Origin of the sequence: Aquitalea aquatica, from assembly GCF_013911085.1 — a bacterium.
In the GTDB taxonomy this organism is placed as follows: Bacteria; Pseudomonadota; Gammaproteobacteria; order Burkholderiales; family Chromobacteriaceae; genus Aquitalea; species Aquitalea aquatica.
In genome coordinates this window covers 129,305-140,656 of record NZ_JACERN010000046.1, presented here as the reverse complement: position 1 = coordinate 140,656, position 11,352 = coordinate 129,305, and the positions used below count along the sequence as shown (strand labels likewise).

Below are 11,352 nucleotides of genomic sequence, written 5' to 3'. Positions count from 1 at the left end.
GTGACGGCAGTTGCTGGCGGACCGTCATAGCTGATATTGCGCAATGATCTGCATCTGCCGCTCAGCCTGCCCGCGCAAGTCCTTGGCGCTGCCTGCGGTTTGCGACGCCGCCGAATTGGCCTGCTCCGACATCTGGGCGATGCGCTCCACCTGCTGGGCAATGCTGTTGCTAGCCATGCCCTGCTCCTTGATCGCCACCGAGATGTCGGCCACCATGCCGGTGGTGCCGGCAGCCGCTTCGCCAATGCTGTGAATGGCGCGGTCGGCTTCATCGGCCCGGCTGACACCCCCCTCCACCAGCATTTCCGCATTCTTCATCTGCTCCACCACCGCAGACGAGGCCTGCTGCATGGCATGCAGGCTGGCAGATATTTCCTGGGTGGAACTGGCGGTGCGCTCGGCCAGCTTGCGCACTTCATCGGCCACCACGGCAAAGCCACGGCCCATTTCACCTGCGCGGGCAGCCTCGATGGCGGCGTTGAGCGCCAGCAGATTGGTCTGGTCTGCCACATCACGAATTACCTGCACCACCGACACAATCTGACTGCTCTGCGCATTCAGCCCGCGCAAGGCGCTGCTGGCGCTGGCAATGGCACCGGAAATATCGCGGATATCGCTAATGGTCTGGCTGATCGTCACCGAGCCGGCCTCGGCCTGACGGCTGGAGGTTTGCGACAGCAACTGCGCCTCGTCGGCACGCTCGGCCACATGATTGACACTCACGGTCATCTGCTCGATGGTGGCCGCCACTGCTGCCGAAGACTCGCTCTGCGCCGATGCGGCATGATAAATATCATCTGCCGCCTCGTTCATCTTGTGCGATGAGGCCATGACATCCTGCGCACCATGGCGCAGCTGCAGCAGGTTTTGCTGCAAGCTGTCCAGCAGGCTGTTGAAGGCGGTGGCGGTACGCCCCAGCTCATCCTTGCTGTCGCTGCGTACCCGCAGCTTGAAATCACGTTGCTGGCTGACCAGCTCCATGGTGTGCTGCATATCGGACAGCGAACGGGTAATGGCACGGATCAGCAGCCAGCCGCCGATGGCAGTACCCAGCAGCACGGCCAGGGCCAGCGCTGTCTGCAGCCACTTGGCGGCATTGTAGGCCGCCCGGTTTGCCTCGTTTTGTTGATTACCCAGCTGATAGTTGTAGCTGATCAGCTTGTTCAGATCAGCTTCCAGCTTGCCAGACAGCTGGAACAGGCTGCCGCTTTCCAGCATGGCGGTGGCCACCGACATGTAGTTGGAACGCGAGTTAGTGAAAAACTCATCCATGGCGGCGCGGTATTGCGCCATGTCTGCTTTGGCCTGCTTCACCATCTGGCGGTCGCTATCATCCACGGCCAGCTCGGTTTCATACTGACTGACCGCCTTGTCAAACTGTTGCCGGCTGCTTTCGATAGCCTTTTCGTCCTCCTGCTTTTTCTCCTGCTGCACATGCGAAACATGATTACGCAAGGAGGTACGCATGCTGTACATGGCCATCTGGGAGGTTTGCAGGGCTTTCAGGCTGGGAAAGGTATTACTGCTGATGTATTCGAAACGGCTCTGCGCGGCACTAAGCTGCAACAGACCAACCCCGCTGACCACCAGCAAGGCCAGCAAGGCGATGGATAGCAGCAGTGTAATTTTGAGCTTGATTGTCATCCTCTGACTTCCCTGTTGAGTTTGTTTTTATTGGATGAGCTTCTGGACTGGTCCTGCTCCATCTGTAAAATGCGGCCCGTCAACCGGGCCGCATTTGCGTGGAACTTGCTTGTTTTATACATCATAGCGGCCATCACGGCCAAGATCGCTTGCCGCAAATGAAAACAAAACAGCCCGGCACGACAGGGCAACTGTCGGCCGGGCTGCAAACTGCATGCCGACAGCAAGCCGGCAAACCAAAAATATTATTGCAACAGCGCACGATCGGTGCCGCTGCCCCTCCAGCACATGACTGCATACGGGCGGAGCATCGCTGACATATGGCGTGTTATGGAGGCCAGATCGATCAGACCACGCAATGCAAAAAGCCCAGTCATTGCTGACTGGGCTTTAAATGCTTTGGCTCCCCGAGCAGGGCTCGAACCTGCGACCTGCGGATTAACAGTCCGTCGCTCTACCAACTGAGCTATCAGGGAATTGCCTTGAGAGAACGCAATTCTATAAAAAGCTGATCAAGCCGTCAAGCCCCTGAACTTAAATTCAGAGGCCCGACCGAATACATCAGTTATTGCGGGTTTCCACCTGCTGCAACATCACTTCTGCCGGGGCTGCCTGCTCGGCCGCCTGGCGTACCACATCGCGGCGACGCGGACCAGCCGGCACTTCGACTTGCGGCTGCTCCTGCTGCACCGCAGCCTTGGTGGCAACCATGACCAGACCACCCAGGTCGGCCGGGGCTTCCGGCTTGGTTTCCACAGCAGACACAACCGGAGCGGCCGGCACTTCCACTACCGGCGCAGCGACAACTTCCGCAACTGGCTCAAGCACCGCGACCACTGGCTCTGCCGCAACCGGCTCGGCGACCACGGCTACTTCGGCAACTGCAGCCACGGCAGGCTCAATGCTGAGCGGCTGAGCTTCGATAACCGTGCTTACCTGCTCCAGCACCGCTTCAGCAGCGGCCACGGCGACCGGAGCCTCGGCAGACACTTCCACTACCCGGGCCGGAGCCGGCTCAAGTACCGGCTGCTCAACCACAACTGCAGCGGCTTCCGCAGCTACTGGCGGTTCGACCTCAGCAAGCGGCTCGGCGGCTACAGCAACTTCGGCAGCAACAGGCTCGACAGCAGGCTGCACCACCGGCTCGCTTGCCACGGCTTCGGCCACTTGCTCTACCGGCTTGACGGCTTCCGGCTGCGGAGCCGCTTCCAGCACAGAAGCGGCTTCTACGGCAACAAAGCCCGCTGCGGCTGCAGCAACCACTTCGCCGCTCTCGCCCAGCGTTGCGGTGTTTTCGCCATCCAGCGGTTCGCGACGACGGTCACGACGGCCACGACGACGACGACCACGCTCACCACGCTCTTGTTGTTCGGCAGACTCGGCAGCAGCATCCACGCCCTCAGCGCCATTCAGCTTGAGTTCTTCTGCTGCATTGACCAGCGGCTTGTCGGCTTCATTACGCTCGGACTGCGGCTGACGACGACGCGACGGCTTCTCGGCAGCTTGCGGTGCAGCCTGCTCATTACGCTCTTCAGCTTGCGGGCGGGCATTCTGCTCGCGCGGCTCGCGGTTTTCACGCGGTTCGCGTTCACGACGCTGACGCGGCTCACGTTGCGGCTGTTCGCCACGCTCGGCACGTTCGCTACGCTCTGCACGCTCCGGGCGTTCGGCGCGTTCGGCGCGTTCGGCACGCTCTACGCGCTCCGGACGTTCCTGACGATCCGCACGCTCATTGCGTTGCGGCTGGCGACGGCCATCCTGACGCTCGCCATCCTGGCGGGCTTCGGTCGGGCGCTTGCCTGCGTCTTCGCCATGACGACGCTCATTGTGGTCACGACGCGCCTGGCTACCCGGACGACGCTCATTACCACGCTGGCGATTGCCATTGCGCTGGCCATCACGCGAATTGCTCGCGGCTGCCGGCTTTTTCTTTTCGGTTTCTTTCGGCTGTTCTTCCGGCTCGGCAAACAGGCTCTTCACCCAGCCGAAGAAACGACCCACCACACCCTGCTCAGCCTCCACCGGAGCGGCTGCAGCAGCTACTTCAGGCTGGCTGGACACTGGAGCCGGTTGCTGCGGGGTAATCCCCTTGACTGCAGCTTCCTGACGCTCGACCTTGGGCTTTTCCTGACCAAAGTTGGTGATGATGTCTTCTTCCTGCACTTCCACGCGCAGATAGCTCGGACTATCACCCAGTTCGGCCAGATCATCGTGGCGAATACGGGCAATCTTGTAATGCGGCGTTTCCAGATGGATGTTCGGAATCAGCACCACATCCACATCCAGACGCTCTTCGATGGAGTGGATTTCGGCACGCTTCTCGTTCAGCAGGAAGGTGGCGACATCAACCGGCACCTGGGCGTGAACCGCACCGGTGTTTTCCTTCATCGCCTCTTCCTGGATGATGCGCAGGATGTGCAGGGCGGAGGATTCAGCACCACGGATAAAGCCGATGCCATGGCAGCGCGGGCAAGGCTCGTGGCTGGTTTCACCCAGCGACGGCTGCAGACGCTGACGCGACAGTTCCAGCAGACCAAAGCGGGACAGCTTGCCCATCTGTACACGGGCACGGTCGTGCTTCAGTACATCGCGCAGCTTGTTTTCCACTTCACGCTGGTTTTTCGGGTTTTCCATGTCGATGAAGTCGATCACGATCAGACCACCCAGGTCGCGTAGACGCAGCTGGCGGGCGATTTCTTCGGCGGCTTCAACGTTGGTGCGCAGAGCGGTTTCTTCGATGTCAGCACCCTTGGTGGAGCGGGCGGAGTTGACGTCGATGGAGACCAGCGCTTCGGTGTGGTCGATCACGATGGCACCACCGGACGGCAGCTGCACGCTGCGCGAGAAGGCGGTTTCGATCTGGTGTTCGATCTGGAAGCGCGAGAACAGCGGGACGTGATCCTTGTACAGCTTGACGCGATGCACCATGTTCGGCATCACGTGGCTCATGAACTGGCGGGCCTGTTCGTAGATTTCGTCGGTGTCGATCAGGATTTCGCCGATATCCGGGTGGTAGTAGTCACGGATGGCGCGAATGACCAGGCTGCCTTCCTGCAGAATCAGGAAAGGCGCATTCTGCGAGCCGGCCGCACCTTCAATGGCGCGCCACAGCTGCATCAGGTAACCCATGTCCCATTGCAGCTCTTCCAGATTGCGGCCGATACCAGCGGTACGGGCAATCAGGCTCATGCCATTGGGGACTTCCAGCTGGGCCAGCAGATCTTTCAGCTCCTGACGCTCTTCACCCTCGATGCGGCGCGATACGCCACCACCACGCGGGTTATTGGGCATCAGCACCAGATAGCGGCCAGCCAGGCTGATATAGGTAGTGAGGGCAGCGCCCTTGTTGCCGCGCTCGTCCTTTTCTACCTGGACAACGACTTCCATGCCTTCGCGCAGCACATCCTGAATGCGCGGACGGCCGCCGTCATAGCCCTGAAAATAGGAGCGGGACACTTCCTTGAATGGCAGGAAGCCGTGGCGTTCGGTGCCGTAATCGACAAAGCACGCTTCGAGGGAGGGCTCGATACGGGTGATGATGCCCTTGTAGATATTCCCTTTGCGTTGTTCTTTGCCAACGGTTTCGATATCGAGGTCGACCAGCTTTTGCCCGTCGACGATGGCAACGCGCAGCTCTTCAGCCTGCGTTGCATTAAACAACATGCGTTTCATAAACGTTCCCTGCGCGGCACTCACGCAAGGGATGCAGCCAGTATTTGACGGCCCAGAGGCTATTGATGGGCGCTTTCCGAAAGAAGTGTTGGTATAAAGATCATTACAACCGAGATATCAAGCCTACTTCCTGACTAAATTCACACGTGCCCGGGGGTTTGAGCGCATTAGCGCATCGGAAATTTTCTCCCAGCACGCCATCGCGGGCGGGCTGGACAAACTGGAGGGCTGCGTGCCGGGTCAAACTTTGCTGCAAGATCTCCTGACTGGCTCTGCATCAGGAAATGGAATACTCGTGAGTGCGTTATGCGACTAAATGCATTACCATCGCTGCTTTTTGGTGAGCGAGTTAACCTTGGCTGCGGCCGGTTGACGCGGCATCAGGTCAGGGTCAACACCCTGCCGGCCGGTTCACTTTCCCGCAGCAGCATCACGCGGCAATACTGCCTGTGACCATGGCTTTCCGGAACGCTGTCATCGCACTGAAATGTGCGGTCGAGCGCACGAAGTATAAGCAATATGACTGACATTCGCAAAGACTCCGTCACGTTTCTTGACGTGGACGATGGAGATTCCGGCCAAAGGCTGGACAACTTCCTGGTACGCATTCTAAAAGGCGTACCCAAAAGCCATATTTATCGCATCTTGCGCTCGGGTGAAGTCCGGGTGAACAAGGGCCGGATCGATGCGTCCTATCGCATCCAGACTGGCGACAATATCCGCATTCCGCCCATCCGCGTGGCCGAGCGCCCGGTCAATGACGTGCCGCCCGGCAGCTTTCCGGTGGTATATGAAGACAATGCCCTGCTGGTGATCGACAAGCCGGCCGGCGTGGCTGTGCATGGTGGCAGCGGCGTGTCCTTTGGCGTGATCGAACAATTGCGCAAGGCGCACCCGGACTGGAAGTATCTGGAACTGGTACACCGGCTGGACCGGGAAACCTCCGGCCTGCTGATGCTGGCCAAAAAGCGCTCAGCCCTGGTGAAGCTGCACGACATGATGCGTGCCAATATCCCGGACAAGCGCTATCTGGCGCTCGGTCTGGGTTCGTGGGACCCGAGCAACAAGAGCGTCAAGCTGCCCTTGTTCAAATTCCACACTGCCGACGGCGAGCGCCGGGTCAAGGTGGCCGAGGGTGACGATGGCCAGTTTGCCCACACCAATTTCAGCGTCATCGAACGCTTTGCCGACTTCACCCTGGTGGAAGCCCATTTGCGTACCGGTCGTACACATCAGATCCGCGTGCACATGCAGGCCAGCGGCTGCCCGATTGCCGGTGACGAAAAATACGGTGATTTTGCCTTTAATAAAGAATTGGCCAAACGCGGCCTGAAGCGCATGTTCCTGCACGCCCGCAGCCTGAGCCTGCCGCATCCGCTGACTGGCGAGCCGCTGAAGCTGGAAGCACCGCTGCCAGCTGAGTTGGAAGGCTTTCTGAAGAAACTGAGAAACTGATGGCCCGCCACTACGACCTGCTGGTTTTTGACTGGGATGGCACGCTGATGGACTCCACAGCACACATCACCCATTCCATCCAGAATGCCTGCCGCGAACTGGGCCTACCCGTGCCAGACCGTCAGGCAGCCAGCCATGTCATCGGCCTGCGGCTGGACCAGGCCCTGCATCTGGCCTGCCCCGGCCTGGACGATGCCCAGCACAAGGCGCTGACCGAATGTTTCATCCGCCATTACCGCAGCAGCGACGATGGCGTGACGCTGTTCGATGGCGTGCGTGAAGGCCTGCAAACCTTGCGTGACAGTGGCGTATTCATGGCCGTGGCCACCGGCAACAGCCGGGTGGGCCTTAATCGCCTGCTGGCCGAAACCGGGCTGGGTCCGCTGTTCGACGCCACCCGCACCGTAGACGAATGCCACTCCAAGCCGCATCCGGCCATGCTGCAGGAACTGAGCGATCAGCTGGGCGTGGAGCTGGCGCGCACGGTGATGATTGGCGACACCAGCCACGACCTCAACATGGCACTGAACGCCCGCGCGCATGGCGTTGGCGTCAGCTACGGCGCGCACGATGTGAGACTGCTAGAGGATTGCCAGCCGCAGACCATCGTCCACAGCTTTGCGGAGTTGCAGCAATGGCTGCTGGCACGGCTAGGCTGATCTGCGCCAGTGCCGCCCTGCTTGATAGCGGCCGCGCCGTACGCTTTGACGTCCCTGGCCGGGATGGCAAGCCGCAAGCGGCCATCGCCCTGCGCTATCAGGGCCGGGTCTATGGCTATCTGAATGCCTGCCGCCACATCCCTATCGAACTGGATTTGCAGGATGGCAATGTGTTCGACCTGTCTGGCCAATATCTGGTGTGCAGCATGCACGGTGCGCTCTACCTGCCGAATAATGGCCGCTGCGTCGGCGGCCCCTGCCGCGGCCAGAGTCTGCAGCCCCTTCCCTTGCATGAAGCAGATGGCCAAGTGTGGCTGAATGTCATGCCTGACTGAATTTTGCTAGACTGCCGACATTCGCACTCAGGGCAAGCACAATGAACGACACTCCAAACTGGGAACGCCAGCTGGTGGAAAAACTGGCCATGGCCGCCGTGGTGGAACAACGCCGCAGCCGCCGCTGGAAAATCTTTTTCCGCCTGGTGTGGCTGGGCATCATCGGCAGCCTGCTGGCCTTTGCTTTTGCTCGTAATGAAGATAAATCGGCCGAGGCCCTCACCGGCAGCGGCCACACTGCCGTCATCAGCCTGGATGGCGTCATCGACAGTGAAAACAATACTGCCGAGAAACTCAACGCCGCACTGGAAGACGCCTATGCCGACCACGGAACGCGCGGCATCGTCATTGAGGCCAACAGCCCCGGCGGCAGCCCGGTACTGTCAGGCATGGCCTATGATGAAATCCGTCGCCAGAAGAAATTGCACCCGGCCATTCCGGTGTATGTCACCGTGCAGGAAGTATGTGCCTCCGGCTGTTACTACATCGCTGCTGCTGCTGACAAGATCTTCGTCGACAAAGCCAGCATCATCGGCTCGATTGGTGTGTTGTCCGACGGCTTTGGCTTTACCGGCCTGATGGACAAGCTGGGCGTGGAACGCCGCCTGAAAACAGCCGGTGAAAACAAAGCGATGGGTGACCCCTTCTCTCCGGTCAATCCAAAGCAGGATGCCATCCGCCAACAATTGCTGGATGACATCCACCAGCAATTCATCAAGGCGGTCAAGGATGGCCGTGGCAGTCGGCTGAAAAGCGACCCGCAGCTATTCTCCGGCATGGTGTGGATTGGCGAAAAAAGCATTCCACTGGGACTAGCCGACGGCCTGGGTAATACCCGCTCGGTAGCGCGTGACATCATCAAGGCCGCCAAGACGGTGGACTACACCCAGCAGGACGACCTTTCCAGCCGCGTGGCGCGCAAGATAGGCGTCGAATTCGCCGGTGGCGTGCGCAGCCTGTTCAACACACGCCTGTTCTGACAACAGCCCTCATCGCGGAGCACATATGGCACGCAGACGCCGTCAGGAAGAAGAACACGAAAACCATGAACGCTGGCTGGTATCCTATGCCGACTTCATCACATTGCTGTTCGCCTTTTTCGTGGTGATGTACGCCATTTCCTCGGTCAACGAAGGCAAGTACCGGGTACTGTCCTCGGCCATCGTTGATGCCTTTCGCAGCGGCTCCACTGTCAATATCAATACCACCCCGCCCACTGGCGGGGCCAATACCATGATAGAAATCCCCCAGACCAAGCCGATTGCCAAGGCGGTCAAGGGGGATCACCACGTCGAGCCGAATGCCAAACTCGGTTCACTGGCAGCCGATCTGGCCAAGGTAATGGACCCGCTGGTCAAGGGTGGCCAAGTAAACATCACCCAGAGCCCCAAGGGCATTACCGTCGATATCCGTGATACGGCGCTATTTCCGGTGGGCCAGGCCTCACCCAACGACCAGTCGCGCCAGATCATGTCCGGCATGGCCGCCCTGCTGTCCAAGGTAGACAACCAAATCCGGGTGGAAGGCTTTACCGATAACGTACCGATCAAGACCTCCACTTACCCATCCAACTGGGAGCTGTCAGCCGCCCGAGCTGGCAGCGTGGTGCGCTTGTTTCAGGAAAGCGGTATCAGCCCGGCCAGACTGGTTGCGGTAGGACGGGGAGAAAACCTGCCGGTAGCCGATAACACCACGCCAGATGGCCGCGCCACCAACCGTCGCGTGTCCATTACCGTGCTGGCCGAAGACCAGAACGAGGCCGAAGTGCTGCCATCGCAGCCATCCACCCCCCCCGCCCCGGCAGCCGCTGCGGCCGGGAAATAGTCAGACGCCCACACAATACCAATCAGGAGGAGCCCATGACCACCCCACTATCCGCCACTGCGCTGGAACAGCTGTTTCACAATGCCCGCAGTCACAGCCACTGGCAGCAACGCCCGGTAAGCGACGAGACCCTGCACCAGCTGTTTGACCTGCTCAAGCTCTGCCCCACCAGCGCCAACTGCTCACCAGCCCGCTTCGTCTTTCTCAAGACCGCTGCGGCCAAGGAAAGACTGCGTCCCTTCCTGATGGAAGGCAATGTCGACAAGACCATGGCCGCACCGGTATGCGTGCTCGTGGCGCAGGACATGCAGTTTTACGAGCACCTGCCGCGACTGTTTCCGCACGCCGACGCCAAGAGCTGGTTTGAAGGTAACGACGCTGCCATTAAAGCGACAGCCGCCCGTAACAGCACACTGCAGGGTGCTTACCTGATCATGGCCGCGCGCTCGCTGGGGCTGGACTGCGGCCCGATGTCCGGCTTTGACAATGCCGGAGTGGATAGCGAGTTTTTTGCCGATGGCCGCTGCCAGTCCAATTTCCTGATCAACCTGGGCTATGGCGAGGCCGGCAAGCTGCATGCCCGCTCTCCACGCTTTGGTTTTGACGAAGCCTGCCAGATACTGTGAAGCCGGGTAATCGGGCGTGGATTTGACCATGGAGCTTCGGCTCAGGGCCATTGCCCGGTTATACTAGCGGGCACATTCATTCCGGAGACGCTCATGCTCTACCCGCTTCTGCGCCCTCTGCTGTTCAGATTTGACGCAGAAACCGCCCACGAACAAACCCTGCAGCTACTGGACAAGGCGCACAAACTGCGCCTGCTGGGTCTTGCTGCTCCGGCCGTGACCCGGGCACCGGTCAAGGCCATGGGCCTGACCTTTCCCAATGCGGTTGGGCTGGCGGCTGGCCTGGACAAGAATGGCGATCATATCGACGCTCTGGCGGCACTGGGCTTCGGCTTTCTGGAAATCGGCACCATCACCCCACGCCCGCAGGATGGCAATCCCAAGCCACGCCTGTTCCGCGTGCCGGAACATCAGGGCATCATCAATCGCATGGGTTTCAACAACCGTGGCGTTGATGTATTGCTCGACAATGTGCGCAACTGCCGCTTCAACGGCGTGCTGGGCATCAATATCGGCAAGAACGCCGTTACCCCGATTGAAAACGCGGTCGATGACTACCTGATCTGCCTGGACAAGGTCTATGCCTACGCCAGCTACATCACGGTCAATATCTCCTCGCCCAATACCAAGAACCTGCGCCAGCTGCAGCAAGGTGACGAACTGTCGCGCCTGCTGGCTGCACTCAAGACCCGCCAGCAGCAACTGGCCGAGCAGCATGGCCGCTATGTACCGCTGGCGGTAAAGATCGCACCTGACCTGGACGATGAGCAGATCGCCGACATCGCCCGCCTGCTGACCGTTAACAAGATCGATGGCGTGATCGCCACCAATACCACGCTATCGCGAGTAGAGATTGCCGGCCACCCGTTGCAGGACGAAGCTGGCGGCCTGTCCGGCGCACCGGTACGGGAGCGTTCTACCGCACTGATTCGCAAGCTGGCGCGTGAACTAGACGGCAGCCTGCCCATCATAGGTGTAGGCGGCATTCTAAGCGGTGAAGATGCAGTAGAAAAGCTGCAAGCCGGCGCCACACTGGTGCAGCTGTACAGCGGCCTGATCTATCAGGGACCACCGCTGATTGCCCGGTGCAGCCAGGCCATCGCCCGCCACCTGCAGCAACAAACCCGCAATTGACAT

The 11,352-nt window shown here is 59.9% G+C and carries 9 protein-coding genes and 1 tRNA gene; 7 read left to right on the top strand and 3 right to left on the bottom strand.

Translation table 11 applies throughout. From position 1 onward, the window contains the following. Nucleotides 1-24: 24 nt before the first annotated feature. The 3 genes from H2Z84_RS20255 to H2Z84_RS20245 all read right to left on the bottom strand — a co-directional run bounded on the left by H2Z84_RS20255 (nt 25) and on the right by H2Z84_RS20245 (nt 5,316). Nucleotides 25-1,644, bottom strand: coding sequence for a methyl-accepting chemotaxis protein (locus tag H2Z84_RS20255; protein WP_181837588.1), 1,620 nt, complete (start codon nt 1,642-1,644; stop codon nt 25-27). A gap of 400 nt (nt 1,645-2,044) precedes the next feature. Continuing rightward, a tRNA-Asn gene (locus H2Z84_RS20250) sits at nt 2,045-2,120 on the bottom strand. Nucleotides 2,121-2,205: 85 nt separating this feature from the next. Then, nucleotides 2,206-5,316, bottom strand: a complete 3,111-nt coding sequence (locus H2Z84_RS20245) for an Rne/Rng family ribonuclease (protein ID WP_181837587.1) — start codon at nt 5,314-5,316, stop codon at nt 2,206-2,208. Between the two features lie 519 nt (nt 5,317-5,835). Here H2Z84_RS20245 and H2Z84_RS20240 point away from each other — a divergent pair. From H2Z84_RS20240 to H2Z84_RS20210, 7 genes are all read left to right on the top strand, one after another. Continuing rightward, complete coding sequence (locus tag H2Z84_RS20240; RefSeq protein WP_181837586.1) at nt 5,836-6,771, top strand: RluA family pseudouridine synthase; 936 nt, start codon at nt 5,836-5,838, stop codon at nt 6,769-6,771. After that, nucleotides 6,771-7,430 (top strand): HAD-IA family hydrolase, encoded by a 660-nt coding sequence (locus H2Z84_RS20235; RefSeq protein ID WP_181837585.1) that lies wholly within the window; start codon nt 6,771-6,773, stop codon nt 7,428-7,430. The genes H2Z84_RS20240 and H2Z84_RS20235 overlap by 1 nt, the downstream gene beginning before the upstream one ends. After that, entirely contained in the window at nt 7,406-7,765 is a 360-nt protein-coding gene (locus H2Z84_RS20230) for a Rieske (2Fe-2S) protein (protein ID WP_181837584.1), read from the top strand. The genes H2Z84_RS20235 and H2Z84_RS20230 overlap by 25 nt, the downstream gene beginning before the upstream one ends. Nucleotides 7,766-7,806: 41 nt before the next feature. Next, nucleotides 7,807-8,745 (top strand): S49 family peptidase, encoded by a 939-nt coding sequence (locus H2Z84_RS20225; RefSeq protein ID WP_181837583.1) that lies wholly within the window; start codon nt 7,807-7,809, stop codon nt 8,743-8,745. 25 nt (nt 8,746-8,770) lie between these two features. Further along, on the top strand, nt 8,771-9,589 hold the full coding sequence (gene motD, locus H2Z84_RS20220) for a flagellar motor protein MotD (RefSeq protein ID WP_181837582.1): 819 nt from the start codon (nt 8,771-8,773) through the stop codon (nt 9,587-9,589). A gap of 35 nt (nt 9,590-9,624) precedes the next feature. Further along, complete coding sequence (locus tag H2Z84_RS20215; protein ID WP_181837581.1) at nt 9,625-10,215, top strand: malonic semialdehyde reductase; 591 nt, start codon at nt 9,625-9,627, stop codon at nt 10,213-10,215. Nucleotides 10,216-10,308: 93 nt separating this feature from the next. Further along, nucleotides 10,309-11,349 (top strand): quinone-dependent dihydroorotate dehydrogenase, encoded by a 1,041-nt coding sequence (locus H2Z84_RS20210; protein ID WP_181837580.1) that lies wholly within the window; start codon nt 10,309-10,311, stop codon nt 11,347-11,349. Nucleotides 11,350-11,352 lie beyond the last annotated feature (3 nt).

Coding starts and splice junctions, on each gene's coding strand:
- H2Z84_RS20255 (WP_181837588.1), bottom strand. CDS start 1,644: ATGACAATCAAGCTCAAAATTACACTGCTGCTATCCATCGCCTTGCTG.
- H2Z84_RS20245 (WP_181837587.1), bottom strand. CDS start 5,316: ATGAAACGCATGTTGTTTAATGCAACGCAGGCTGAAGAGCTGCGCGTT.
- H2Z84_RS20240 (WP_181837586.1), top strand. CDS start 5,836: ATGACTGACATTCGCAAAGACTCCGTCACGTTTCTTGACGTGGACGAT.
- H2Z84_RS20235 (WP_181837585.1), top strand. CDS start 6,771: ATGGCCCGCCACTACGACCTGCTGGTTTTTGACTGGGATGGCACGCTG.
- H2Z84_RS20230 (WP_181837584.1), top strand. CDS start 7,406: ATGGCTGCTGGCACGGCTAGGCTGATCTGCGCCAGTGCCGCCCTGCTT.
- H2Z84_RS20225 (WP_181837583.1), top strand. CDS start 7,807: ATGAACGACACTCCAAACTGGGAACGCCAGCTGGTGGAAAAACTGGCC.
- motD (WP_181837582.1), top strand. CDS start 8,771: ATGGCACGCAGACGCCGTCAGGAAGAAGAACACGAAAACCATGAACGC.
- H2Z84_RS20215 (WP_181837581.1), top strand. CDS start 9,625: ATGACCACCCCACTATCCGCCACTGCGCTGGAACAGCTGTTTCACAAT.
- H2Z84_RS20210 (WP_181837580.1), top strand. CDS start 10,309: ATGCTCTACCCGCTTCTGCGCCCTCTGCTGTTCAGATTTGACGCAGAA.